This is a genomic window from Sphingobium lactosutens (assembly GCF_013393185.1).
GTDB classification, from domain to species: Bacteria; Pseudomonadota; Alphaproteobacteria; order Sphingomonadales; family Sphingomonadaceae; genus Sphingobium; species Sphingobium lactosutens_A.
In genome coordinates, this window is the sequence record NZ_QJQX01000051.1 from 165,022 (window position 1) to 190,584 (window position 25,563).

18 protein-coding genes and 2 pseudogenes are annotated in these 25,563 nt (G+C 62.0%); 9 read left to right on the top strand and 11 right to left on the bottom strand.

The annotated features are described in order from the left end of the window. Nucleotides 1–220 precede the first annotated feature (220 nt). Nucleotides 221–5,311 carry a glycosyltransferase gene (locus tag DM806_RS11955; RefSeq protein WP_179043420.1) on the top strand — a complete coding sequence of 1,697 codons (5,091 nt, stop codon included), beginning with the start codon at nucleotides 221–223 and terminating at the stop codon, nucleotides 5,309–5,311. A gap of 252 nt (nucleotides 5,312–5,563) precedes the next feature. Here DM806_RS11955 and DM806_RS11960 read toward each other — a convergent pair whose 3' ends face one another. Both DM806_RS11960 and DM806_RS11965 read right to left on the bottom strand, forming a co-directional pair. Beyond that, the gene (locus DM806_RS11960; RefSeq protein ID WP_179043421.1) at nucleotides 5,564–6,745 is read right to left on the bottom strand and encodes an AAA family ATPase; all 1,182 of its coding nucleotides are present in this window, start codon (nucleotides 6,743–6,745) and stop codon (nucleotides 5,564–5,566) included. 386 nt (nucleotides 6,746–7,131) lie between these two features. Further along, a pseudogene (locus tag DM806_RS11965) lies at nucleotides 7,132–7,515 on the bottom strand (SDR family oxidoreductase); the annotation flags it as partial. On the opposite strand from DM806_RS11965, the pseudogene DM806_RS11970 reads away from it, so the two are divergent. From DM806_RS11970 to DM806_RS11980, 4 genes and pseudogenes are all read left to right on the top strand, one after another. Beyond that, nucleotides 7,515–7,891: pseudogene (locus DM806_RS11970) on the top strand (AAA family ATPase); the annotation flags it as partial. The pseudogenes DM806_RS11965 and DM806_RS11970 sit on opposite strands and share 1 nt — an antisense overlap. 434 nt (nucleotides 7,892–8,325) lie before the next feature. Beyond that, nucleotides 8,326–8,817 (top strand): hypothetical protein, encoded by a 492-nt coding sequence (locus tag DM806_RS27270; RefSeq protein ID WP_256869266.1) that lies wholly within the window; start codon nucleotides 8,326–8,328, stop codon nucleotides 8,815–8,817. After that, the gene (locus tag DM806_RS27275) at nucleotides 8,811–8,954 is read left to right on the top strand and encodes a hypothetical protein (RefSeq protein ID WP_256869267.1); all 144 of its coding nucleotides are present in this window, start codon (nucleotides 8,811–8,813) and stop codon (nucleotides 8,952–8,954) included. The genes DM806_RS27270 and DM806_RS27275 overlap by 7 nt, the downstream gene beginning before the upstream one ends. Nucleotides 8,955–10,128: 1,174 nt before the next feature. Then, nucleotides 10,129–11,001, top strand: coding sequence for a hypothetical protein (locus DM806_RS11980; protein WP_179043422.1), 873 nt, complete (start codon nucleotides 10,129–10,131; stop codon nucleotides 10,999–11,001). An 817-nt stretch (nucleotides 11,002–11,818) separates the two neighbouring features. Here DM806_RS11980 and DM806_RS11985 read toward each other — a convergent pair. From DM806_RS11985 to DM806_RS12010, 6 genes are all read right to left on the bottom strand, one after another. Further along, on the bottom strand, nucleotides 11,819–13,096 hold the full coding sequence (locus DM806_RS11985; protein WP_256869268.1) for a replication initiator protein A: 1,278 nt from the start codon (nucleotides 13,094–13,096) through the stop codon (nucleotides 11,819–11,821). Nucleotides 13,097–13,194: 98 nt separating this feature from the next. Continuing rightward, nucleotides 13,195–14,211 carry a ParB/RepB/Spo0J family partition protein gene (locus tag DM806_RS11990; RefSeq protein WP_179043423.1) on the bottom strand — a complete coding sequence of 339 codons (1,017 nt, stop codon included), beginning with the start codon at nucleotides 14,209–14,211 and terminating at the stop codon, nucleotides 13,195–13,197. After that, nucleotides 14,208–15,392, bottom strand: a complete 1,185-nt coding sequence (locus tag DM806_RS11995) for an AAA family ATPase (protein WP_179043424.1) — start codon at nucleotides 15,390–15,392, stop codon at nucleotides 14,208–14,210. Before DM806_RS11995 ends, DM806_RS11990 begins: the two co-directional genes overlap by 4 nt. A gap of 461 nt (nucleotides 15,393–15,853) precedes the next feature. Then, nucleotides 15,854–17,266, bottom strand: coding sequence for a carboxylesterase/lipase family protein (locus tag DM806_RS12000; RefSeq protein ID WP_372859513.1), 1,413 nt, complete (start codon nucleotides 17,264–17,266; stop codon nucleotides 15,854–15,856). 18 nt (nucleotides 17,267–17,284) lie between these two features. Continuing rightward, the gene (locus DM806_RS12005; RefSeq protein ID WP_179043425.1) at nucleotides 17,285–18,337 is read right to left on the bottom strand and encodes an oxidoreductase; all 1,053 of its coding nucleotides are present in this window, start codon (nucleotides 18,335–18,337) and stop codon (nucleotides 17,285–17,287) included. Continuing rightward, nucleotides 18,334–19,044 carry an arylesterase gene (locus DM806_RS12010; RefSeq protein WP_179043426.1) on the bottom strand — a complete coding sequence of 237 codons (711 nt, stop codon included), beginning with the start codon at nucleotides 19,042–19,044 and terminating at the stop codon, nucleotides 18,334–18,336. The genes DM806_RS12005 and DM806_RS12010 overlap by 4 nt, the downstream gene beginning before the upstream one ends. Here DM806_RS12010 and DM806_RS12015 point away from each other — a divergent pair. From DM806_RS12015 to DM806_RS12025, 3 genes are all read left to right on the top strand, one after another. After that, a complete protein-coding gene (locus DM806_RS12015; RefSeq protein WP_179043427.1) occupies nucleotides 19,043–19,744 on the top strand; it encodes an ABC transporter ATP-binding protein in 702 nt (233 codons plus the stop codon). The genes DM806_RS12010 and DM806_RS12015 overlap by 2 nt on opposite strands. Next, entirely contained in the window at nucleotides 19,741–22,263 is a 2,523-nt protein-coding gene (locus tag DM806_RS12020) for an ABC transporter permease (protein WP_179043428.1), read from the top strand. The genes DM806_RS12015 and DM806_RS12020 overlap by 4 nt, the downstream gene beginning before the upstream one ends. Nucleotides 22,264–22,342: 79 nt before the next feature. Beyond that, entirely contained in the window at nucleotides 22,343–23,059 is a 717-nt protein-coding gene (locus DM806_RS12025; RefSeq protein ID WP_179043429.1) for a cupin domain-containing protein, read from the top strand. Between the two features lie 13 nt (nucleotides 23,060–23,072). Here DM806_RS12025 and DM806_RS12030 read toward each other — a convergent pair whose 3' ends face one another. The 3 genes from DM806_RS12030 to copC form a co-directional block, all read right to left on the bottom strand. Continuing rightward, nucleotides 23,073–23,822, bottom strand: coding sequence for an isocitrate lyase/PEP mutase family protein (locus DM806_RS12030; RefSeq protein WP_179043430.1), 750 nt, complete (start codon nucleotides 23,820–23,822; stop codon nucleotides 23,073–23,075). 82 nt (nucleotides 23,823–23,904) lie between these two features. Beyond that, complete coding sequence (copD, locus tag DM806_RS12035; protein ID WP_179043431.1) at nucleotides 23,905–24,771, bottom strand: copper homeostasis membrane protein CopD; 867 nt, start codon at nucleotides 24,769–24,771, stop codon at nucleotides 23,905–23,907. A gap of 6 nt (nucleotides 24,772–24,777) precedes the next feature. Next, complete coding sequence (gene copC, locus DM806_RS12040) at nucleotides 24,778–25,152, bottom strand: copper homeostasis periplasmic binding protein CopC (RefSeq protein ID WP_179043432.1); 375 nt, start codon at nucleotides 25,150–25,152, stop codon at nucleotides 24,778–24,780. A 143-nt stretch (nucleotides 25,153–25,295) separates the two neighbouring features. On the opposite strand from copC, the gene DM806_RS12045 reads away from it, so the two are divergent. Beyond that, entirely contained in the window at nucleotides 25,296–25,556 is a 261-nt protein-coding gene (locus DM806_RS12045; protein ID WP_179043433.1) for a hypothetical protein, read from the top strand. The last annotated feature ends 7 nt before the right edge of the window (nucleotides 25,557–25,563 follow it).

Below are 25,563 nucleotides of genomic sequence, written 5' to 3' on the forward strand. Positions count from 1 at the left end.
TATTAACGATCAATGGATAATTCGTGACAGGTTAAGACGGACGAGCGAAGGAGGATCAAACAGGATTGTTCCTTTGCCTGTTCTACAGACACGAGGCCTGAATCGCGGCATAAACCGGGAATTTAGGCAATGAATGTTGAGAATTCGTGAGGAATTAGGTTACATGCTAAGAAAATCTTCCCCTTCCGTTCGTATCGTTACTTCCGATCGGGGTTGGATTTTGGAGCGACTGGCAAAGGAAATTGCGGATCGCTTGCCGTATGTCACTTATGGAACAGAAACTGATCCAGCGGCCGCCATCCAATATTACATAACTTATGGCTGCCGCGGTGCGCGCGTATCGCCCATCGAGGTCGCGCTATTTACGCATCGCGAGCAAGACGCGACGGCTGCGGCCCGGTTTGATGCGGCAGCGCGCGAAGTCGACCATGCAATTGCCATGTCCAACGCAACATTGCAGTTGATCAATGACCTTGGCGCAAGCGAGACAAGCTGCATTTTACCGGGTGTCGATATCGACATTTTTCGACCCAAACTGAAAATTGCTGTCGTTGGCAGGACTTATCATACCGGGCGAAAAGGCGAAATGCTGGTTCGCGCGGTCATGGACGTGCCAGATATAGAGTGGCATTTCACCGGCGAGGGGTGGCCCGGCCCGGCCGAACATGTCGCCGATGCCGACCTCCCGGCATTTTATCGCGCGATGGATTATGTGCTCGTCCCGGCCCTCAATGAAGGCGGTCCGATGAGCGTGCTGGAAGCGCTGGCATCGGGCGTCGAGGTGATTGCATCTGATGTCGGTTGGGTGTCCGACTTCCCCCACATTCCATTTGAACGCGGCAATGCCGACTCTCTTCGAAACGTCCTGATGAGGCTGCGCGAGGAGAGAATGCAATTGCGCTCGTCGGTCGAGCATATCACCTGGGATCGCTGGGCAAAAGATCATGACCAGCTGTTCCGCACGTTGTTCGACAAGCTGGACCGTCGCCGGCTTCCGGGCGCCGCCGGCCGCAAAAGCACGCCCAGAGTGCGTAATGTCGCGCTTGTTACCCATGGCCTTGAAGATACGACATTGGGGGGGCCAAGCCGCCGTGTTCCCGCAACGGCAGAAGCGCTCCAGGCTTTGTCGGTCTCCGCGACGGTGTCGCATAATCATGCCACGCCGATGGCCGACGTCGTTCATGCTTTCAACATTTGGCAACCGAAGACGGCGCTGCGTGTCGCACGCGAAGCCAAGCGCCTGAACAAGCCGCTCGTATTTTCGCCGATCATCCTTGATCTTTCGGAGGCGCCGCTGTGGCAGGCGGATATATTCCGCGCGTTCCGGGGAGCGAGGTCCGGCAACGAAGCCGAAGCGATGGTCAGGCATTATGCTCAGGTCCATCGTGAGCGCATGGCCTTGCATGCGCCGGTCGATCCCGAACCAGGCTATCAGGACATGGTAACGGAGATTGCCGAACTGGCCGATGGCCTGATCTATCTCAGCGAGCGGGAACGCACCGTCTTTGAAAAGCTGGTTGGAGATGTCGGCACGCCGGGCTATCTCGTTCGCAATCCGGTTGATGCAAGGCACTTCCAGAATGCGGACCGCGATCTGTTTCGCCAGGCATATGGGTTGAAGGATTATGTGGTCTGCGTTGCCCGCATAGAACCCCGCAAGAACCAGCTCATGCTCGTCAATGCGTTGAGAGACAGCAATCTGCCGATCGTTCTGATCGGCCATGAAGCCCATCCCGAATATGCCGATCTGATCAGACGGTTCGGTGGTTCCAACGTCCTCATGATTGACCGACTGGAGCCGAATTCGGACATGCTCCGATCCGCTATCGCGGGGTCCCGGGTGTTCGTCCTGCCGAGCTGGGCAGAGGGCGCTCCGTTGACCGCACTTGAAGCCGGCGCGGCAGGCGCAAACATGGTTCTGAGCGATCGCTCCGGCGAACGGGAATATATCGGGGACCGTGCGCGCTATTGCGACCCATCCGACCCGGACTCGATCCGCGATGCCGTGCTGGAGGCTTGGGATGCCCCACTTGCGCCGATGGAGGCCCGGGAACTTGCCGACCACGTCGCGGAACAATTTTCCTGGGAGAGACATGCCCGGAATACGCGCGATGTGTATGAAGACATTCTGGCGAATGCCGCGATACGGTCGGCGGGAAAATCTTCGAAATATGACGGCCATATTCTCGCGGCTTCCGGCCGGACGGGCGATGTCATTTTTGATGTCACGACATGGGCGAACAATCCCAACATGTTGTCGGGTATTGTAAGAGTCGAAAGATCCATTGCTATGGAGCTTATCGAGCGTACCGATATCTCCGTTCGCTTTGTCATATATTATTCCGGTGAAATCGGATTCATCGAGCTGCCCAAGGATGTCATCGTCCGGGACATATTGGATGGCTATCTCGCACGTCTTCGTTCCCGCGGTTTGACCGAGCGAGCGACGCTAAGCTTTCCCGCTGGCAGCGACATCATCGCAGTTGGCAGCAGCTGGATGATGAACTCCGATTATGCGATGGAGCTTGCGCAACTCGCACGGGACAAGGCACTTAAACTGTCGGTGCTGATGCACGACATGACTCCGGCGCTTTTTCCGCATTGGTATGAAGCGGGCTATGGTGAGCGGTGGGAACAGAATTGCGCGACAGTCATTGCGCATACGAACCGCTTGCTCGTCTATTCCGAAAGCACGAAGAAGGATGTGACGAGCTTCGCCGAAAAATACAGAATAGAGATGCCGACGGTCTCGAAGATACGACTGGCGGATGAAGTCGGCACTCTGGCATCAAAGCCAACCGTTGAAGGATTGCAGGCGCGAGAGACATTTTCTCATCGGCCATTTGTTCTGAGCGTTGGCGGGATTCATCTTCGCAAGAATTATGGATTGCTTTATGATGTTTGGCTGATTCTACGCGAAAAGATGGGCGACGCCTGCCCTCACCTTGTGATCGTTGGTGGCGTTTCATGGAACGGCGCGGAAACCGCACGCGTCATGCGCAATGACCCGAAAGTCAGTTCTTACATTCATATTCTGGAGAATATCGACGACAGTTCACTGGACTGGCTTTATGATCGTGCGCTGATGACCGCCTATCCCTCGCTGTACGAGGGGTGGGGATTGCCTGTGGGTGAAAGCCTGGCCCATGGTAAGATCTGCCTTTCTTCCGACAGTTCGTCGATGAAGGAAATCGCGCCCGAACTTACCGACCTGATCAACCCCTTCGATCGGATCCGCTGGGCCTCGATAATTCAACATTATGCCACCTCATTGTCATCCCGCACCAGTCGTGAGACGGAAATACGGGAAAAATTCGCCGTCACTTCCTGGCGCGAAACGACCAGTCATATCCTCGATGCATTGGCTGACAAGATTATGGTGCGCCCCACCGCTCTCTATAATCTCGGCGACATTGCTATCGTCGGAAGCAAAGGCGATGGGGCCGCCTATCTGGCGAGCGGATGGTATGCTTCCGAAGCATGGGGCCGCTGGGCCAAGTCTCGTTCGCCCGCAATCGAATTCCAGTTCGCCCATGTCCCCGACGAAGACGTTGTCCTCACCATGTTGGCCAAGGTTCTGAAACCTGGCCACGAAAGACTTCGCTATGACGTGCGCGTCAATGGGCATGATGTAGGGGCATGGGAATTTCCTCCCAGCGCCGCCAGCGGAATCGACGCCGACATGTTGCTCAACCGTGTCGTGATCCCGCAGAAAATAGCGGCTGACGCGGATAAACTGACCATAGAATTGCTCGGTGATCGCATTTTCACGGTTCATGACGCAAAGCCCGGTTCGAACGATACAAGACGGCTGGGCCTCGGACTGAGCGCCTTCATGGTGGAAGAGCAGTCGCGAGCAAGTGATCCGGCAATATTGTTCAGCACACGCGAGGATATACGCGCCGCGCTGGGAGCGGGACCGACAGCCGATTTGCCGCGTCAGTTCACGGAAACGATCCATCGTCCGTCAGTCGTGCTGGATAAACCGATCTGCGATTTCCGTCCATTTTGTCGCGTTGGAACGCCCTATGGCGCAGATGGCGCATATGCGCAGAATGGCTGTCTGGCATTTGCTTTTGGCGTCGCCCGTTTCCGCTTTGATCGCGCGGCCAGCGTAAAATTCATCATCGACGCAATGTATGCATCGCCCGATCATCCGGTAGCCGTCGCGATCTATCTCAACGATCACTGCGTCCAAACCATAACCATGACGACTGACATCCCGAATATGGTCGAGCTTGAAATTCCATCTTCGGTGCTTGCCGCGGCGGACCCACTGAATGTGTCCTTCCTCAGCTCGGGCGTGAAAAAGGCAGGCGTAGCGGATTTCTTCATCAGCATGGTAAGTTTCAGCCAGGATATGCTGCTTCCCAGTCAGAAATGGCCTCTTATGGCTCCCGGCCAGTCGTTGCGTCCGGGCTTGGCGCCCTACCGACACCGTCTGCCAGACCATATGCTGGTCGACGGATGGGGCACGCTCGAAGAAGAAGGCATCTGGTCGTTGGGAGAGACAGGGCGAATCCGTTTCGCGGTAGACCCTGAATTCGTCGACGATTGCGTACTCCTGTTGGATGTCCATCGGATAGCCAGCGATCAGGACGACGATCATATCGCCATCCTTACCGCCGGCGGCGCAAAGATTGCCGAGTTCGAGACGATCGATCCACGCACCGCGTCTCAGCGGATAATGATCCCGCTCCAAGCCGTAGCGAACCCTCGCGGTGAGATCGATATCCGGCTTGTCCCCAACAATTTGACCTGGCCCAGCCGGAGTGCGCCGCACCCCGATCGACGTCGTCTCTGTATCCGGCTTCTTGGCATTGGATTGCATCGGTTCGACGATCTTCCGCACGGTCGGATGTTGGCGGTGGACGGCTGGCACGAGTGGCAACCGGAGGGCCGTTGGACGGCAGCCCGCTCGGCGACTTTCGCGTTTCGGACATCGGAGCAGGGTCAGACGCCGATCATTCATGCCGATGTGCTGCCCCGACCCGACCATGATGATGCAACGATATCGCTCCATTACTCGGTCGATGGCGGTTCCTTTGCAGAACTGCCTATACACCCGCATAAGGATGCCGGGATCACCCTGCCCTTACCGACTGCCAGCAATCCGGGTATTCACTGGGTGACAGTGAAGGGCATCGAACCGGTCAGTCCCATTTCGCTCGGCATCAATGAGGATGTGCGGCCGCTTGGTCTCCGCCTGATATCGATCTCTTTCGTCCCAACCCAGCAGATCGAGGACGACGCATGGGAGAATGGCGGAGCGGATGCGATTCCGGCTCGGGAAGATCAGTTGCTATGTTAGTTAGCGGTTCGTCTGACGAAATATGTTTGGGTGGGGGATGAACGGCGCTTCGCGTGTAGCGATGTTGGGCGACCGGCTTGAGGATGAGAGGTTGCCCTCGGTCCTTACCTGATCGTAATCCCCCACCTTCGACGACATCTCGCAGCAGCGCCAGGATCAACGGCCCCAGCACGATGCCCAGCAACGGGATGGAGGCAATCCTCTTTTCGACGCCAGCTCTGCTTATGACACGATGAAAATGGTCGTAATCTCTCAGCCCTGCCCCTCCGGCATCACCCGCCGCATGAAGGCATCGAACAGCGGCACGGTGAAGGCGGTGTCGCCATGGGCTGGGCTGTAGAGCATGCCCTTGGCGATCAGACTGTTGCGCGTCGGGGCGACACTCGACACCTTTACGCCAAGCGCTTCGGCGACATCGCCCGACCGGTGCGGTCCCGGCCCGATCGAGGCCATGGCGCGCAGATAGCGTTTTTCCGCAGGGGTCAGGCGATCGAAGCGGACGCGGAAGAAGCTGGCATCCAGTTCGGCGAGTGCGCTCCGAGTCGCGGCCTCCATGTCGTCGGCACCGATGGGCGAGGCATCGGCTGCGTCCCAGCCGTGCTTGCCCCATTCCTGCAGGAAATAGGGATAGCCCTGTGTCTGCGCGACGATCGCGTCCAGCGCAGCTTCGTCAATCCGCTCCTCCTCGCGCTCGATCGGCAGGCGGATGGCATCGCGCGCGGCGGCTTCATCCAGCGGGCCGACGCTGACGAACTCGAACAACCGCTCGGCATAGGATTTGGCCCGCCCCATCTGGCCAAGCAACTGCGGCAGGCCTGCCGCCAGCATGGTGATGGGCAGTTGCTTCTGCGCCGCGCGATGCAAGGCACTGATGAGCGCGGCAAGCTGCTCCTCGGGCACATATTGCAGCTCGTCGATCACCAGCACCACCGCGCTGGCCCGCTCCTTTGCCGCCTGCCCCACTGCGACGATCAGGTCGGCCAGGTCCGCCTCCAGATCGCCGCTGTCGGCAAGGCCCGGCTCCGGCTCGAAATCGAGCGCGACTTCCAGATCGTCATATTTGACCTTGAGCTTGGCAAAGCCCGCCAGCGCGACAAGCGCCCGCCGTACTCCGGCCGACGCCTGCTTCATCCGGTCGAGCCGCAGCAGCGCCGCGCGCAAGGCGGGTACCAATATCCCCGGCAGCGAGCGGTTTTCCGGCGCCTCGATCGCGACGATGGTCATGCCCTCGCCCTCGGCCGCGTCGCGCATGGTGGACAGCAGCACCGTCTTGCCCACGCCGCGCAGACCGTAGAGGATGCTCGGCCGCGCCGCCCGTCCCATGCGGATGCGGTCGAGCGCGATGGCATTGCGTTCCAGCAGCGCATCGCGACCGGCCAGTTCGGGTGGCGGCGTGCCGGCGCCGGGGGCGAAGGGATTGCGACGGGGATCCATAGCGATCTTATATCAGTTTATCGTTTTTCTGTAAACTCGCTAACCTTGCTTGAATTTCTCCAGCATCGCCCTCAAGCGGCCCTCCAGCCTCTGGCACACCGCATGAAAAACCTACAAGCGCGGGGCTGCTGGTTGACGGGAAGCGAAAGGAAAGCGTGATGCGGGATCACGTCGTCAGAGGCTGGATTCCCACCTATTTCCGGGTCGGCGAAATGCGCCGACGACCCTGCCGCGCAAAAAAATGGGCCGGAACAGGATTCCGGCCCAAAGGGAAGTACCTTTGAAACAAGGCACTCCGGGTCGCACACCAAAATCTCAAAGCTGTTTACCGACGCGACAACGACCGCTCGAACGCCATGGGCAAAGACAATGCCAGGACTGGCTTGTCAGTACATATGCTGCCCGCCATTTATGGAAAGCGTACCGCCCGTGATGAAGGCGGCATCGTCGCTGCACAGAAATGCAACCCCGCGCGCGATCTCATCGGCCTGGCCGAGCCGGCCGACCGGAATCCTGGCAATGATCTTCTCAAGCACCGGCGCCGGCACCGCCGATACCATGTCGGTATCGATATAGCCTGGTGCGATTGCGTTCACCGTCACGCCATATTTCGCGCCTTCCTGAGCAAGGGCCTTGGTAAATCCGTGAATGCCTGATTTGGCGGCGGCATAATTGACCTGACCATATTGACCCGCCTGGCCGTTGACGGAGCCGATGTTGATGATCCGGCCCCAACCTTTCTCCCGCATGCCGCCAAAGACCGCCTTGGCAGTTCCTCTCGATGATGGACCAGGTCATCGACCAGTTGCAGGGCGCGGGAATCAAGGTGGATTATAGCTTCGTGCGCCTCATCTGTTCCAAATTCGACGGCAATGATCCCAGCCATGCCATGGTCCGGGCGATCGTGGAGCAGAGTTTCGGCGCGGCGCTGCTGCCCGTCCCGGTCCTGGAAAGCGCGGAAATCAGCCATGCCGCGATGCGGATGATGACCGTCTACGAACTGGAAAAGCCGATCGGCACGCCCAAGACACACAAGCGCTGCAAGGCCAATGCGGACGAGGCCATGGGCCAGATCGAGGCGCTGGTGCGCCAAGGCTGGGCTGCATCGACCCTGCGCGCGAAGGGGATATCGTCAATGCGACATGAAGGGCTTTCCTACAGCAGATGGTTCTGCCCATGTTCCATTTTGTCCGCAATGCAGGAGGCCCTCCATGGCGCGTAAGCAATCCGACTATCTGGCTGATCTGCTCGCGGACGAGAGTGACGCCCCCTCCCCTGCCCCGGCGGTCGAAGCTCCTTCCGTCGCGCCCGCCCGCGCCACCTCACTTTGCTGGACCGCGAATCCGCGCTCGCCCGCGTGACGTCGGGCGAGGTGCGGCACGGGCAATGCCCGGCTCTACGACCATCTGACCGAGGAAAATTGCCGCGAACTGATCGATTCGATCATCGCAGAGGGCGAGCAGAAAGTTCCTGCCGTGGTCCACCGGGTCGAGGACGACCCGGATCATGACTATTAGGTCATCGCCGGCACCCGCCGCAACTGGTCGATCAGCTGGCTGCACACCCACGGCTACCCCGACATGGTCTTCGTGGCGCAGGGCGCGCAGCTGGACGACGAGGCCGCCTTCAGCCTCGCCGACCTCGAAAATCGCGCGCGCAAGGATGTGTCCGACCTGGAGCGCACCCGCAACTATGCCGCCGCGCTCAAGACCCATTATGGCGATCATTTGACCCGCATGACCGAGCGGCTGAAACTGTCCAAGGGCTGGCTGTCGAAGATGATCAAGGTGTCGGGCGTCCCCGACACCGTAATCGCGGCCTTCGCCTCGCCCGCGGACGTGCAGCTCAAGCCTGCTTATCCGCTTGCCCAAGCGCTGGACGACCAGGATGCGGCCAGGGCTATCGCCGCCGCCGCCCACTCGATCGCGACCGAACAGGCCCGGCTGCGCGAGGCTGGCGAACCGTCCCTACCCACCGCCGATGTGCTGCGCTGGTTGCTGGACGCGCCCAAGGGGTTTCAGGTCAAGCCCGCCCCCATGTCGCCGCCAGCCGCTATGGCCGCTCCATGCTGACGATCCGGTCCGCCAACCGGCAGGGCGTGATCTTCCATCTCCATGCCGGATCAGGTGTGACCGAGGCCGAGCTGCCCGACGCCGTGCGCGACGCGCTTGCCCATCTCGAACGCAGCGGCAAGGGGTTGCAGGCATGAGATCACCCTGTTTGCCCGAGGAAACAGGGTGAAAGCGGTCAGCCTGTGGCCCGCGCGACCAGGACCGCCATCATAGGCAAAGGACAGATCGCCATGATCGTCCTGCGCCAGCCGTCCGGCGATCCGCCCGTCCCACCAGACGCACAGCCGCTAACCGGCATCCTACTCCGCCAGGTTCATGTTAAGCTACTCTTCGCTGAACCTGCTCCGCTTCGTCCGTCTCCTTTGCGCCGGCCCCTCGTCAGGGTGGGTCGTATTTCGGCCCGTCACTCGCTCTCATACTTGCGCTTGGGGATAGTATGAACCGCTTTGACGCAAGCTGGCATTCAGGTGTTAGCTAAAGGATTTCCTGGCGCGTGAAATGCGCCCCCACTTTGATAATTCTGCGGAAAATCGCGCAATTATTTTATACCGAATTGATTTATAACGGTAAATTACATCGCCCCGTAAAGGCACCCTACAGCGCGAAAAGAGGCCTTAGACAAGGGATCATACCTGCGGTCCAAAAATGCGCTCTACGGGGTCCTGAGAGGCAGAATCGAGAAAATGCCCTGTGTGAGCAGATTGTCCATCGGATTTTGCCTCTTCAACAGGGGCGTATGGGCGAAGTTGCTGACCAACGGTCCCGCGGATGCCATATACTCACCTGCCGACCTTTTCGTCAGCGGGCGCTCGAGCATAAATGCCTGTTGCTGCATCCCGCCCTCCACCAGATGGGCGCGAGCTAGGTGTTCGCGAGTTTCCGGCGACAACCGCCTTGATCGTCGATCTCACGGTTAACAACGGGGATGCGTTTCTCCATATAGTCAGTCTTTCAATCCAGCCCTCCTTCGTTCAGTCGCGAGAACTTCCACGCCTCCCAAATGCGTTCAAAATTCGCTGAAGAGGCACCCAAGCCCCAACCATCCCATGATTTTCTTTATACTAATTTTAGTTTAATATACAAGTCTATCATATTGATAATAAACACTTTTATTTATAAAACATTTTTGTAGAATTTTGGCCATATTCGTCCATCATGGACATTGTCGCTATGGCTCATTCTTCACCGATTTCCGCTTATGCGGACGCACAAAGCCTGCTCGTTCGGCTCGAAGAACGACGTCGTCTAAGTCCCGTTCGATTTCCGCTCCGTACCCGCATGAGGATCGCCGAACGACAGGCGTTGGCGAGGTTGGACAATCTTCCACTCCATGATGACGATCTCCTGATCGATGGTCGTGGCAGCGTCCAGACATCCGGCTTTGACCTCAGTCACGGACGTCATGCAATCGGCAGCGCCATCGAGTTGGACGCTATACTGAACGACAGCATGGTTCTGCTCCAGTGGCTCGGTGCCATAGCCGACCCCGCCATCACTGCGTCATCGACATGGCAACGGGCAGTGCCTGACATGCTCGATACCGTTGCGGGCTGGCAGCAGGATATCGCAACTCTCCCCCCCTCCCCTCCCCTGCTCCATGGTGCCCAGATGGCGCGCCTATGGCGCGAACGAGCGCCTGCCGGGCGTGGTGATCTGGTATACAGCCTGCTGATCGGAGATCGCTGGGGACCGGGCTGCTGGGATGGATCCGCTGGCGGCTTGATCGCACTTGGCCTGGAGCGGAATGCCCTGCCGTGGAAAAATGCGCGGGGAGAGCAGCTCGAAAGCATCTGGCTTGATGCCGTAGGAACCGGCGCGCAAATGCATCTCGATCTGGAAGTACGGCTCCGTGCCTATGCCGCTCGAGCAGCCCAGTTTATCAATTCTCGGAAGCGGCCTGGCCGGCTGAAGGACGTCCTGTCCCTCGCCATGTCCCGCCCCCGGATCAGCAGCAAGGACGTGGCGAAAGCCTTGAACCTGACCGTGGCGGGCGCGATCAAGCTTCTCTCGATCGCTACGGATGCCGGCCTGCTGATCGAAAGAACAGGGCAAGCCAGCTATCGGAGCTACGCCATTCCTGTCACCGCTCCATCAGAAGCCGGATCGCGCATGCGTCCTGACCCATTCCCAACGTCACCCGCCAGATTGGACTGGTCGGATGACGATGAGTTGGGTTTCATCTGATAGTCGGTCGCCCGGCTCTTTGGTGGATAGCGACCAGGCGGCAGCATACGGGCAGGGGAGATATGCAGCCCATTTTTCGTTCCTCCATCAGATATACGGGTCTGCCGTCTGATCAGGTGCACTTACAGGCGACTCTGAATAAAGCTCCACGCTAATATGGCCTATCGGCTGGTTATGTCCGAAATCACAGATACGCCGCTTCAAACCGCGACGAGCATTACAGGGTCCATCTGGCCCGGCCGATTCTGAAAACACGTCGCCACAGAAATGCCCGGAGCGAAACGGGAGAACTGATGCAGCAATCCCTCCGAATATAGCGACTATGCTTCCTTTCCTTGTTGGAAAGGGAGAGGCTCTGTCCTGCTGGCTAGCCGTTCGACGTGTTTTCAGAATCGGCAGAAGATCATGGATAGGGCTGGATCGGGACGCCCATTATCCGCCCAATCCGGTGCAACCGGGCCGGAATAGGGCCGGATTTGCGATAGCGACCGTAAATGTTCTTTACCTCGGGTCGCGAGCGACCATTCCTACCCGGTCGCTAACGTGATTCTGAAAACACGATCATGCGCGAATTGGAGCATCACGCGCAAATGTGGATATCGGTTTAGCGCGAAGCGATGCGACGATAGAGCCTAGGAGCGTGCAATATGCGCCGTACTCGACGCAGCAACCCCTAGAGCATCGTGCGGAGCCAAAGGCCAGCGCAGCTAAATGTGAGAACCGGTTTTAGCTGCGCCGGCCTTCGGCATCCGCATAAAAGGATGCGACAACAAAGAACTAGATCGCGCGACCTGCGTCCGATTTAACGCAGCGCGCTCTAGAGCCGATATTTGTTGCGGCGATGATGTTCCTTGACGAAACCATAGAAGCGCTTGGAATAGTTGCGCGGCAGTTCATCAGGATTGGCGCCGAGAAACGCATCAAATCGGCGCATCAGCTCGTCATAGTCCCATCCCGGGAAATCGGCCCGGATCGCCTCATACACGTCCCGATCCAATATTTTGATCGCACTGGTCCGCGACGCAGAGGAGGGGGGGCGTCGTTCTGCCGTCGAGCGGCGCGGACCGGCATCTGCTGGTTCACGGACGCGCAAATCACGGGTCAACTGCGAGATGAGATTGAGCGCCAGCCGCGGTTCGACTAGCTCGTCCGGCGTGCGATCAGATTGTGCGATCTCCGGTGACGAAGTGGGAGAGGGGAGGCGTTTACGCCGATCTGCATCACCCAGATGACGCCGCATGACCATCTTCAGCTTCGGTTTGCTGCTGTCCTCATCGATAACGCCAAGGCTGATGTCGGGAAGCTCGTTGCTGCGCGCGAGGTCGAGCAACTTCCGCTTGAACACCGGATAGCTGCTTTCGCTTCCGCTTTTCTGATGCAGCGTTTCGAAACCGATAGTGAAGCCTTCCGGCCCGTTGCCGCCGGCATGCTTGCGCGAGGCCCGATAAAGCCATTTGCCCAGTCCGCTGGTGATTTCAAAATAGAGGGGCGAAATCGATAGCACGTTGCGCTTGTCCATCACGCCATCGAAGAACCATTTCGACAAAGTGATTTCCATGCCGAGCGATCTTTGCGTCCGCTCATCCACCAGATGGGTATAGCTGTCGATCCAGGAGAATGTCGTCTCCCGGCTTTTCGCATTGGCCCGGATATTGGTCTTGATCGTCGTGGCCTGCAGCCGGTCGAGGGCATTCACCAGTCGCTCATAGGCCCGTCCGCTCGTGCCCCAGCAGATGCGCTTCAACAAATCGCCAGGCTGCAACCGGATGGCAGGAGAAATATCGTTGGTTCCGCGCTCGCGCAATTCATTCAGATGCGACGCAAGGTAGATCATGATATCCGCGTCCCAGATCGTCGCCATGCCATATGCGGGATTGGGAAGGACCTGAACCGTCACATTGCGGTCGGGGCTGACATAGTCGATCGGCTTGACGCGCTTGCGCTTCGACAGGCTGAAGAAGGGGCGCTGCATCGTTTCCTGATAATCGCGCAACGAAATGTCGCTGAAATCGGGCAGGGTGAAGAACATCTCGAACTGGACCTTGCGCTCCTTGAGCACATTTTTCAGTTCGCCTTCATTCCCTGCCGTCGCCATGCCGTCCCCGCTTCCCCCCGGAGGGAAATCACATTCAAGTTACTGAAATAAAAGGATTATTCCTCCGTTTTCAGCTTTTCGTCCCACGATCCCGATGCTCAGCGGCGTCGGCCGGTCCGGATCTTGGCCTGCTCGATCACCGGCCGCAGCGCTTCCAATATCTCGTCCGTCGACAGACCGTTCGGCGACAAGGACAGCGTCAGGACTTTCTGCTGGTCCTTTTCGACCTGACCGATCGACGCTCCGCCCGTTGCCGCGATCATTGCCTTTTGCACCCGGCCCTTGGCGACGGTCGCCTGGACCAGACGCGCCAACACCTCCGGACCGCTGATCGGCTGCTCGTCACCCGACCGCCGAAAGCTTTGCTCCGATGCGATCTGATCCGCGGCCGCTTCCAGCTTCGTTCGGTTCGCCGGGTCGCGCAGCAAAGGCAGCAGCTTCTCCGCATATTTGGCCTGAAGGTCCATCGGCGAATGGAAAGCGCTCACTATGAAAGGTGGAATATCGGTCAGGGCGATGTAGCGCGACAATTGCGACTTGGAGATTTTCAGCCGCTCGGCCATCCGCAACTGCACGCCGCCATAATAGCTCTCGACCGCGGCCTTGTAATTGAGCCCGCGCTCCAGATCCGAAATATCCTCGCGCTCGCGATTCTCGATGTCGGCCAGGCGAAACGCCGCTTCATCATCCAGATCCTCGATGATCGCGATCAGGTCGATGTCGGGATAATGGTTGGCGTTCAGCCACGAAATCGCCCAATGTCGCCGCGTGCCGGTGACAAGCTCATAGGGCAGGAGGCCATTGGGCGTCCGCCGCACCACGGTGGGCACCCGATTGCCGCCTTCCGCCAGGACGGAATCGATCAGGCTGCGCAACCGATGTTCGTCGAGCAGGGAATAATCGCGGGCATTGCCCGGCCAGATCGAACATTCCGCGGGTTTCAGCCGGATGGTCGGGCGCTTCACGATCCGCGCCGCCTCGCCAAAGGCTTCGAGCCGCTTGTTCGTGAAGTTCGTGCGCGGCACGCCTGCGGCTTCACCCGACGGCGCAGCACCGGCGGCGGGCTCATGCGGAACGGAAGCCAAAGCCTCGCTGATCAGCGATCGCCGGCTCATGCCGCCACACCCACGTCAGAGGTCAGGCTGGTCGATGGCCATTGCTGGCGAATCTGCTGTTCGACCTCAGCGAAGACGGCATCCAGATTTTCGCGGCACCGCATATAGGTCTGGTGTGAGGCCGAAGGCTTGGATTCATAGATGGAACGGAAGGATTGCGTCGCATTCTTGATTTCTTCGGACGCCAGGATCGGCTGTCCGAGCAGCAACCCCGCATAGGTTGCCTGCATGATGCGCCACATGTCATTCTCGCCCGGCTTGCTGGGCGAGAAGGTGGAACAAACCACGCGGATGAAACCGTAATTGACCGGCGTGCCATTTTGTTCGAGAATCTCGATATTGTCGGCAATCGTGTCCATGAAATGGATGGTCGACAGATAATCGAGCTGGCGCGCCGGCACGGGAATCAGCAGGCCGGTCGCGGCCGCCATGACATTGAGGCCAAGGAAGCCCATGGCTGGCGGCGGATCGAGCAGGATCACGTCGAAATCCTTGGTCACGCTGGCGATACCGATGCGCAACGCCTGAAGGCTTTCGCGCACCGCCTGACCGCCCTCGCGAAGGGTGGAGGTCAAATCCCATTCCGCGTCCTGCAAGCCAAGGCTGGATGGCACGATCTTGATCGTCGGCCAGGGCGTGTCGCGGATGGTCCGGGAAAAATCGCTGAAAGTGCTGCGCGGAGACAGGAAAGCGCCCAGCGTTTCCTCATCGTCGATCAGCGTTTCAGGCTGGATGTCGAACATCGTGGTGGTCGAGGCTTGCGGATCGCAATCGATCACCAGCACGCGATAGCCATGGAGCGCAAGATAATCCGCGAGATGCTTCGTGATCGTGCTTTTGCCCACGCCACCCTTGAAATTCTGGACTGCCAAAACAACAGCGTCCTCGTCCGGCTGTTTGCCGACATGGATGCCCAGCGCGCTGCGGATATGGGTCAGATCCTCCAGCGTGTAATAGCGGCGACCGTTGGGCAGCTGCTTGGGCTGGGGAAGGCGGCCCTTGGCTTCGGCCTTGGCCAGTGCTTCCGGCGTCCGCCCGATCAGTTCGGCAGCCACGGTCGGCCCGAAACTGATGTCGAGCGTCTTGCGATTGTCCGGCCGAAACACGATGGTCTTGATATGATCGCGCATCTGTTGGCAGGCGGTGGTGACGTTGCGCAAGGTGTTGACGGTTAACGACATGACGCCCCTCATGGCCGAATCGTGATGGGATAAATTGGTTTGCGTTTAATGCGCCTATTCAAGCCTGAAAGTCAAACCTTGCCGTTTTGCACTGCACAATAGGATTTGATCTGATCTGGGGTGCCTTGGATAGCAACCTCGACTGCTGGAGGAAGTCGGAGACCAAGGGCGCCAGCTGATAGCCTGCTATGGCGAACCGTCACCTCCCAACGACGTCTGTTGGTAAATGCGCTGTCGCTATCGGTCGTTTAGGAGATTTATTCGAAGATTACCGGAGTTAGGCGCTTGTCGGGCTTCGATTCGGGGACGGAAATCCTGCGAGTCCCGTCGGCTTGCTGGAAACCGATCCCACGTTGGAATGAAACCGAAAACACGCTGATAGGATTCCGAAACCACGCCCGAGAAGAGGTGATAACACGCTGGCAGATCAGGAAATTCTCACCTGCCAGAGCAGGGAAACCCTAATCTTCCCGCCGTTCGACAGCAGTGCCGGCCGCGCTCATATCCAGCATGGATCCATCCGCGCCATAGCGCCGCCAGGCCGGCAAAGCATCGCCATTGGGATCACCCTTCTTCGCAAAATTGACCAGATAGGCGCTGGCGGTCCGGCCCATCATCTTGTCCCGGTCCGTGGCGGCGCCGCCATATTTGATCGCGACCGTATCGAAGAAATAGGGAATTTCGCTGGCGTGGCCCGCACCTTTGGCTTTCGCCGTCCGCAGCGAGTCCGCGACATAGGAAAAGCGATAATAATAGGTCGGCACGCCCTGCGTAGCGAACTGTTGCGCCATGGCCCGCGCGCCCGCCACCATCGGACCGGTCAATCCGCCTATGTCGTCGCTGGTCGCGCCGATCATCACCGGCACCTTGGCGAACCGCCTGGCCTGATAGGCCGCAAGACTGTCGACCGCGATCCGGCCGTCGGCGATCGGACTGCTATGTTCGCGCGGGCTTCCGGCAAACAGCGATGCCAGGTTCAGCCCGTCGACCACCGTATCGGCAGGCAAGGCGCGCAGCTTCGCGAGCGCATTGGGATCGTCGGCGCGCACCCCCTTCTTCTCGCCGAAGGCCGCACCCAGTTTCTCGGCGCCGGCCAGCGTCGCGTCGCCCATCGGCATCGGTCCGCCCGACTGGATCACCGCCTTCTGGAACAGCCCCTGCGCCATCGGCGAGGTCAGCAGGGCGTGGACCGACATGCCACCCGCGCTTTCGCCGATGATGGTGACGTTTGCCGGGTCGCCGCCGAACGCGGCGATATTGGCTTTCACCCAACGAAGTGCGGCAATCTGGTCCAGATAGCCATAATTGGCGAACAGGCCCTTGTCGGCATCGGCCCTGGTCAGCGCAGGGTGAGCAAAGGTGCCGAAGCGCCCCAACCGATAGTTGAAGCTCACCACCATGATGCCCTGTCTGGCCAGCGCCGCGCCGGAATAAGTGGGCGGCGAGGAGCCGCCATTGACGAAGCCGCCGCCATAGATCCACAGCATCACCGGCAGTTTCGCCTTGGCGCCCGCCGGTTTCCAGACATTGATATAGAGGCAATCCTCTGCCGGTGGCGTGCCGAGCGGCGCGGCATCGGACGGGAAGGGGAGTTGCATGCAGTCATGGCCATATTGGCTGGCATCGCGGACGCCCTGCCAGCGGGCGATCGGCTGCGGTGCGCGCCAGCGCAGATCGCCGACCGGCGGCTGGGCGAAGGGAACGCCCTTGAAGGCGGTGACGCCATCCTCGGTCGTCCCGCGCAACCGACCCTGTGCGATCATCACTTCCGGTTGCGCCGGCGGTTGCGCCCGCGGCTGCGCCGTCGCCCCAATGGCCGTCGATCCCGACAGCATTGTCATAAGCAATAGGCGCAGGGGCAGCGACAGCGGCATATCCGATCCTCTCTTAACTCACTTCATGGCATCCTGCGGCAGGGCTACCACGCGCATTTCCCGCGCGGACAGCCATGCCGCCTCGATCACTTCCTGCACCGATACGGCTTCCGCTGTCGAGACCGGCAGCGCGCTTCCGGACAATAGTGCATCGGCTATCTGCGTGTAGAAACGTTCCTGGCATCCGGTTGCCGCCGGATGCAGAGTCATGTCGCCCGCAGCATCATGATGCTCGACCGGATCGGGATCGACGCCCCATAGGTCATCGCCCGGCCGCAACCCCTCGATCAATTGGGCTTCCTGCGGATCGAGCCGTCGCTTGATCAGCGAACCCTTCATGCCATGCACGGCAAAGCGCGGCACGCCGCCCGCATCGCCGCCCGGAGCATTGAGGCTGGCGTGCAGCACCACCCGCTGCCCGTCATAGCGCAGCACGACATGTGCCCAATCGTCCGCCGCCGATCCTTCGCGCAGGGCGGTTATGTCTGCGCTCACCGCCAGTGGCCTGCCGAACAGCGCGAGCGCCTGATCGACCAGATGCGGCCCCAGATCGTACCAGACGCCCGATCCGGGCGACCCGTCCTCGCGCCAGCGGTCGCGTACTTCCGGCCGGAAACGATCGAAATGACTCTCGAAATGCGTCACCCGGCCGACCGCGCCCTCCGCGATCGCGGCGCTGACGCTCAGATAATCGCTGTCGAACCGGCGATTGTGGAACACGGCCAGCGTGCGCCCGACCGCGTCCGCCAGCGCGACAAGTTCGCGCGCCTCCGCCAGCGACAGGGCAAAGGGCTTGTCCACCACCACATGCTTGCCCGCGCGCAATGCCCTGTCGGCAAGCGCCGCATGGGTCGCACTCGGTGTCGCGATCACGATCAGGTTGATCGCCGGATCGGCCATCAATGCGTCCACCTCCGCCACACAGGTGATAGCCGGATCGAGCGCCGCCACCTCCTCCGCCCGGCTGGTGACGATTGCCGCCAGCTCCAGCGCCGGCACCGCCCGGATCAGCGGCGCATGAAAGACGCGCCCGGCCATGCCATAGCCGATCAGGCCGACCCGGATGTTCATGGCTTCAGCGCTCCCGCCACCAGCGGCGCCAGCTTGCCGACGATGATGGTGACGCCCTCGTCATTGGGATGGATACCGTCGGGCAGTAGCAGCGCGCGCTTGCCGATCACCCCGTCCAGCATGAAGGGATAGAGCGTCGCGCCATAGGCCTTGGCCAGTTCGGGGTAGATGGGATCGAACGCCGCGGCATAATCCGGCCCCATATTGGGCGAGGCCATCATGCCCGTCAGCAGCACGGGGATGCCGCGCTTCTTCGCCTCCGCCAGGATCGCATCCAGATTGGCGCGCGTTTCCTCTGGAGAAAGGCCGCGCAGCATATCATTGCCGCCAAGGCCGACCAGCATCAGATCGGGCCGGCGCGGCAACCCGTCGAGCGTGAAGCTGAGCCGCGCCAACCCCGCCGCCGTGGTGTCGCCCGACACGCCGGCATTGACGACCCGAGCCTTTATCCTCTGCGCGTTCAACGCCTTTTCCAGTATCGGCGCCAGCCCTTTGCCCTGGTCCAGATTATAGCCGGCATACAGGCTGTCGCCGAACGCCACGACCAGCTTCGTGTCGGCCGCCGGTTCGGCGTCTTCGACTGCCTGCGCCATATTGGCGGGCGGGGGAGGGGTGGGCGCACCATCCGAACAGGCGGCCAGATGGACAAACAGCGTCAACGCCCCATATTGCAACAACCTGCCCGCCAAGGAGCGCTCCTTCTTCATGCACTTGCCCATCGATCCCGCCACTATTGCGATCCGCGCGCAGAATGTCACCCTTTCCCTTGGCGCCCGCGACGCGCCGGTGGCGATCCTCAAGGGCGTCGACCTGTCCATCCTGCGCGGGGAAAGCGTCGCCATCCTCGGCGCATCGGGGTCGGGCAAAAGCTCGCTGATGGCGGTGCTGTCGGGCCTTGAACGCGCCAGTGGCGGCAGCGTCGATGTGGGCGGCGTCGACTTCGGCACTTTGGGGGAGGATGACCTTGCGCGCGCGCGCCGGGGCAGGATCGGCATCGTGCTTCAGTCCTTCCACCTGCTCCCCACCATGACGGCGCTGGAAAATGTCGCCGTGCCGCTTGAACTGGCCGGCCATGCCGACGCCTTCGCTCTGGCCGCCGAAGAGTTGCGCGCCGTGGGCCTCGGCCACCGGATCGACCATTATCCCGCCCAATTATCGGGCGGCGAGCAGCAGCGCGTCGCCATCGCCCGCGCGGTCGCGCCGCGCCCGACCCTGATCTTCGCCGACGAACCCACCGGCAATCTCGACGCCGCCACGGGGGCAGCGATCATGGACCTGCTGTTCGGCCGGCAGCATGCGGCAGGCGCCACGCTCGTCATCATCACCCATGATCCGGTGCTGGCCGAACGGTGCGGCCGCATCATCGAAATGCGCGATGGGCAGATCATAGCGGATCGCACCCTGTGAGCGGGCTTGGCTGGCGCGCGGGCTGGCGCATCGCCCGGCGCGACCTGCATCTGGGCTTTCGCGGGCTGCGGCTGCTCTTCCTCTGCCTGTTCCTCGGCGTTGCCGCGCTGGCGGCGATCGGCAGCCTGACCGCCGCCATCACCCAGGAACTGAGCGACCGGGGCCGCGTCATCCTGGGCGGCGACATAGAAATCGGCATGACCCAGCGCGAGGCGAATGTCGGCAACAAGGACCTGTTCCGGCAGCTCGGCACGCTCAGCGAGACGATCCGCATGCGGGCCATGGCGCAGCGTATCGGGCAGGGCAGGGGCGACGCCCCGCCTGCCGTGCTGACCGAACTCAAGGGCGTGGATGATCTCTACCCGCTCTATGGCGCGCTCACCCTGCGCAACGGCGCATATCGTCCGATGGATGCGGATCATATCGTGGTCGGCGAGGCGCTGGCCGAGCGGCTGGAGGTCCGACGTGGCGAGCGGCTGCGCTATGGCGAGGCGACCTTTACTATCAGCGACATCATCGCGGAGGAACCCGATCGGCTGGGCGAGGGCTTCACGCTCGGCCCGGTCGCGATCGTGTCGATGGACGGACTGCGCCGTACTGGCCTCATTCAGCCGGGCAGTCTCTATTCGGCCAAATATCGTATCCGCCTCCATCCTCGTTTCGATGCGGCGACCGTGCGCAACGACCTGGAGAAGGCGCGCGCCCGTGATGGCTGGACTTTCAAGGACAAGGATCGGGCCGCGCCCGGCGCAAATCGCTTCATCGAGCGAATGGGGCAATTCCTGTCGCTGATCGGTCTTGCCGCGCTGGTGATCGCCGGCATCGGCGTCAGCAATGGCGTGGCCTCCTATCTCGCCGGCAAGCGCGGCGGCATAGCGACATTGAAGGTGCTGGGCGCGACCTCCACCGACATCGCCCGCATCTACCGGATGCAGGTTGGCGCTGTCGCGCTGCTGGGCATCGCGGCCGGCCTGATCGTCGGCGCGGCCCTGCCTTCACTGGTGGTGGCGCTGGCGGGCGACGTGCTGCCGGTCAGCCCCGGCTTCCGCCTCCACCCCATCCCCCTGCTGGCGAGCGCCGCCTATGGCTTGTTGATCGCTTTCCTCTTCACCTTCCCGCCACTCGCCAGAGCGCGCACCCAGCCCGCCGCCGCCATTTTCCGCGGCGCGATCGAAAGCCGGAGCGGCCTTGACCGGCGGAGTCTTGCCGCGATGGGCGGGGCGGGGGCATTGCTGATCACATTGGCGCTCGGCACCGCGCGCGAACCGCTGTTCTCTGCCGCCGTCCTGGGCGCGGTCGCCGCCGTGCTGCTGCTGTTACTTGCCCTCGGCCTGCTCGTCAGCCGGCTCGCGCGCCGCCTTCCTCGGCCGCGCCGCCCGCTCCTCCGCCTTGCGCTCGCCAATCTGCACCGGCCCGGCGCGCAGACCGCCGCGCTGATCGTGGCACTGGGCCTTGCCCTGACGCTCTTCGTCACGCTGGCGGGGATCGAAACCAGCCTGAACGCGGAAATCCGCACCGTCGTCCCGCAAAAGGCGCCCGCCCAGATCGTGCTCGACATTCCCGCGCCGCAGCAGGCCCGCTTCCGCCAGATCGTCACGCGCCAGGCGCCGGAGGCACAACTCAACATCGTGCCCGTCCTGCGCGGCACCATCACCGCCTATGGTGCGCAGCGCGTCGCCGATCTCCAGCAACTGCCCGAAGGCGCCTGGTTCCTGCGCGGTGAACGCGGCGTCACCTACAGCGCCACCCTGCCCGAAGGCAGCGATCTGGTCGCGGGCAAATGGTGGGCGAAAGACTATAAGGGGCCGCCGCTCGTCTCGCTTGACGCCGCAGCGGCCAAAACGCTGAACATCGGCGTCGGCGATACGCTGACCATTTCCATCTTGGGGCGCGAGATCAAGGCGCGCATCGCCTCCCTGCGCAAGGTCAATTGGGATACGATGGGCTTCAACTATGTGCTGGTCTTTACCCCCGCGACGCTGGAGGCCGCACCGCACAGCGTCGCCGCCACCATCACCATGGACCCGCGCCACGACAGCGCCATGACCCGCGCCCTGCTAGCCGCCTTCCCCGGCGTGTCCGTGATCGCGGTGGGCGAGGTGATCGATCAGGTCGGCGCGATCCTGACCCAGATGTCGCGCGCGATCCTTGTCGCCGCCTCGGTCGCGATCCTCGCCGGCATCGCCGTGCTGGTCGGCGCGATCGCGGCCGCGCGTCAGTCGCGCAGCTATGACAGCGTCATCCTCAAGACGCTGGGTGCGACACGGGCGCAACTGCTGGGCGGGCAGGCGCTCGAATATGGCCTGCTCGCCGCCATTCTCGCGCTCGTCGCGCTGGCGCTCGGCAGCGCGGCGGCATGGTTCGTGATTGTGGAGGTGTTCGATTTCAGCTGGACGCCCGACTGGCCGATCGTGCTGGCGACGCTGGCGGGCGGGGCGCTGCTGACGCTCGGCATCGGCCTTGCCGGATCGATCCCGCTGCTTTCCGTCCGTCCGGCCCGCGCCTTGCGGCAGGTCTGACGGTCCGCTCCGTCGCAAACGGCGCATCGTGCCGGGCGTGACGGCTTATCCTGCGGCCAGATCGACAGGAAAGGCCGTCATGACCAACCAGACACTGACCCGCAGCTTCATCGACCTGCGCGCCTGGGCCAAAGGCGCGACCGTGGTGACGGGCGAAGGCGATCCCTTCCTCGCCGCCCGCGCGCAGTTGCCGCTGGCGGATGGTCCCATCAGCGCCGGCCTCATCGCCCTGCCGCAGGGCACGGGCATGGTCGCGGCGATGCCCGTCGACGAATTTATCATCGTGGAATCCGGCGCGGTCCGCATCGCGCAGGGCGATCGCGATCTCACGCTTGTGGAAGGCGACAGCGTCGTCCTGCGCGGCGGCGCGGCTTTTGCCTGGACCGCCGATGCGGACAGCCGCCTCCTCTTCATGCGCCGCACCGGCGGCCCTGCCGGGGACGGCGCAATCATCCCGGTCGACGCCAATGCCCCGCTCGCGCCTTCGGGCGCGCCGCTCGCAGAACTGCTGGTCGGCCCGACGCCCCAGTGCCGCAACAATAGCGACTGGAAGTCGGACGATGGCGAGTTCATGGCCGGCACCTGGGATTCGACCCCCTATCACCGCCGCGCCATGCGCTATGGCCATTTTGAATTGATGTATCTGCTCGACGGCAGCGTGACCTTCGTCGACGAAGCCGGCGTCGAAGGCACTTTCTCGAAAGGCGACATCTTTCTGGTCGAACAGGGCGCCAGTTGCAGCTGGGACAGCCGCGTCCATGTGAAGAAGGTCTATTGCATCTACCGCCCGGCCTGACGAAGAGGCCGGCTCAAGGATCGAATTGCCTGAGTAGCTGGGCAGCCTCGTCCACGGCTGCCCATGCGCGCTTCGCCAGGCTGCCGCCTACGCTGCACCGGCGGACGCCAAGCGCGGCAAAGGTCCGGATCGACGCATCATAGTCGTGGATGACGACATTGACCGGTTTGGGCGCCACGGCAGCAACCAGTTCCGCCAAGGCGCCCGGATCGAGGATGAAGGGGACGAACAGGCAATCCGCGCCGGCTTCGGCATAGGCCACCGCACGCGCGATGCTTTGCGCGACCGGCATGTCCGGCACCCGGAAATTCTCGTTGCGGCCGATCAGCATGACGCTGGGATCGACCGCGTCGATGGCGGCACGCGCGGCCGCGATACGATCGCGGGCAAGATCCAGCTCATAGAGCTTGTTGCCCGACCAATCCTCGATCGAAAGGCCGGCGATGCCGGTGTCGATCGCAAGTGCGACATTGGCGGCCACAGCCGTTGGATCGTCGGCAAATCCATTTTCGAAATCTGCATTCACGGGCAGATTGGTCGCGCCCACCAGCAGCCTGAGATGCGCCAGCACCTCGTCGCGCGAAAGCTCGCCATCATCCTTTCCCGCCGCCCAGGCCGCGCCGGCGCTGGACGAGGCGATGGCCTTGAACCCGGCTTTGGTCAGCCGGACGGCGCTTCCCGCGTCCCAGGCGTTGGGAAGGATGAAGAACCCTTCTTCATGCAGCGCGCGAAACGTGGCGCGCTTGTCGGCGATAGTCGGCATCCTCTCGCTCCTCGGCAATCCGCCACGCCAGATGATGCGCCCGTCCGACACATTCAAGTCGATAGGGATTGGCGTGAGTAAATCAGGCCATCGGATCGAGCGTTCCCAGCCAGGCAACCAGCCCGATGATGGCGACGGCGGCGCTGCTTTCCACCAGAAGCGACAGCCGCAGATGCATCATCGCGCGTTGCGGCGTCGTGCCGCTTTCCAGCGCCGGCGTCAGCCACCAGCGATTGGCCGCCGCTAGTCCCAGCATCAGCCCGAACAGCGCCAGCTTCGCCCCCAGCAGCCAGCCATAGAGACTGCCGAGCAAGGCCGGCACCTGCGCCAGCCCGACGATCATCGCGACATTGACCGCGCCGCTGACCACCAGCGTCGCCACGACCAGCGACCCCATCAGCGAAAAGCGCGCCAGCATCGTCGCAACCGGCCGCGCATTATCTCCAGCCCGCAATCGCGTCACTGCGCAGAGCAGCATCGCCAGCGCCCCGATCCAGCCCGCCGCCGCCCAGATATGGGCGACATCGGCGGCCCGGTGGAGCGTTCCGGCCATGTCTTCGGTCGCGCCGGCATGGCCGGTCCAGGCCAAAGTCCCGGTCGCGACCGCCGCCGGCAGCAGCGCCCATCGCGTCCCGCCCGGCAAAAGCAGCGCGGCGATCGCTACCAGCAAGGCCGCGCCCCGCACCGCCAGCACCGGGCCGATCGGCGTCATCGTCAACAATATCTGGGCGCTCGCCCAGTCGGGGGAGGTGATCGGCGTGCCGGTCATCGCTGCCGCGCTCGCCAGCAGCCATAGCGCCGACAGCGCCACGCCACCGACCGCCAGCAGCGCCAGCAGGGATTTCCGTCCTGCCATACCCATGGTCCACCAGAACAGCGGCAGGCCCATGAGCAGGGCAAGGTCGATCATCAGCGCAAGCCGCGCACCGATCAGCGCCCCCTCGGTCATCGCGGCTTACTTGACCGTGAAGCTGTAGCCGCCTTCCATCTTGTGCTGGTCGGCGCCGACCACATGCCACTTCAGCTCATAGGTGCCGGCGGGCAGGGCGCGGGGCAGGGTCAGCGTCATGGTCTTGCCCTCGACGGCGGTCTTGAAGCCCTTGATCGGCATCGGCTCATGGCTGGCCATGCCCGGCATCCCGGTCATGGTCAGTTCCACGCCGCTCATCGGCGCCAGGAAGGTTTCGGAAAAGGTCAGCGTCAGCCTGGTCGGCTTGGCGACGGTCGCATTGGCGGCCGGGCTGGACGACAGCAGCTTGGTATGCGCGCTTGCGACGCCGGGCAGGGCCAGCGCCAGGGCAGCGGCGGCGATCAGGAACTTACGGGTCATGGCAATGTCTCCAGCATGATGTTCAGGGCAATTACGCATGGACTTGCCGGACCCCTCGCCCCATGCGCATAATTTTTTCGGCCCCTGCCCAAGGGATGGGCGCGTCACGCGCGTATGCGGTCATGAGGATGGAGAATGAAGCGATGACCGATCTGGACCGGATGCTGGGCGCGGTGCGGGCGATGCCCACCGACGCGCGGCTCGAAGCGATGGACGATGCCGTGATGGGCGGCGTCGCCAGAAAGCGCGAGCAGGTGACGGCGCGGCGCAGCCTGATGCTGGCGGGGGTGCTCGCGATCGGCATCGGCTGGGCGGGCAGCATTGTACCCGCAGCGCCTGCGCAGGCGTCGCCTATGCCGATCGGCATGTCGGACTATGCGCCTTCGCGCCTGCTCGGTCAGTGAGGGGCGC

Bases quoted from the DNA above. Each gene is read 5' to 3' on its own strand.
- DM806_RS11960 (WP_179043421.1), bottom strand. From the start codon at position 6,745: ATGGATCCCCGTCGCAATCCCTTCGCCCCCGGCGCCGGCACGCCGCCA.
- DM806_RS27270 (WP_256869266.1), top strand. From the start codon at position 8,326: ATGGTCTTCGTGGCGCAGGGCGCGCAGCTGGACGACGAGGCCGCCTTC.
- DM806_RS27275 (WP_256869267.1), top strand. From the start codon at position 8,811: ATGCTGACGATCCGGTCCGCCAACCGGCAGGGCGTGATCTTCCATCTC.
- DM806_RS11985 (WP_256869268.1), bottom strand. From the start codon at position 13,096: ATGGCGACGGCAGGGAATGAAGGCGAACTGAAAAATGTGCTCAAGGAG.
- DM806_RS11990 (WP_179043423.1), bottom strand. From the start codon at position 14,211: ATGAGCCGGCGATCGCTGATCAGCGAGGCTTTGGCTTCCGTTCCGCAT.
- DM806_RS11995 (WP_179043424.1), bottom strand. From the start codon at position 15,392: ATGTCGTTAACCGTCAACACCTTGCGCAACGTCACCACCGCCTGCCAA.
- DM806_RS12000 (WP_372859513.1), bottom strand. From the start codon at position 17,266: ATGCCGCTGTCGCTGCCCCTGCGCCTATTGCTTATGACAATGCTGTCG.
- DM806_RS12005 (WP_179043425.1), bottom strand. From the start codon at position 18,337: ATGAACATCCGGGTCGGCCTGATCGGCTATGGCATGGCCGGGCGCGTC.
- DM806_RS12015 (WP_179043427.1), top strand. From the start codon at position 19,043: ATGCACTTGCCCATCGATCCCGCCACTATTGCGATCCGCGCGCAGAAT.
- DM806_RS12010 (WP_179043426.1), bottom strand. From the start codon at position 19,044: ATGAAGAAGGAGCGCTCCTTGGCGGGCAGGTTGTTGCAATATGGGGCG.
- DM806_RS12025 (WP_179043429.1), top strand. From the start codon at position 22,343: ATGACCAACCAGACACTGACCCGCAGCTTCATCGACCTGCGCGCCTGG.
- DM806_RS12030 (WP_179043430.1), bottom strand. From the start codon at position 23,822: ATGCCGACTATCGCCGACAAGCGCGCCACGTTTCGCGCGCTGCATGAA.
- copD (WP_179043431.1), bottom strand. From the start codon at position 24,771: ATGACCGAGGGGGCGCTGATCGGTGCGCGGCTTGCGCTGATGATCGAC.
- copC (WP_179043432.1), bottom strand. From the start codon at position 25,152: ATGACCCGTAAGTTCCTGATCGCCGCCGCTGCCCTGGCGCTGGCCCTG.
- DM806_RS12045 (WP_179043433.1), top strand. From the start codon at position 25,296: ATGACCGATCTGGACCGGATGCTGGGCGCGGTGCGGGCGATGCCCACC.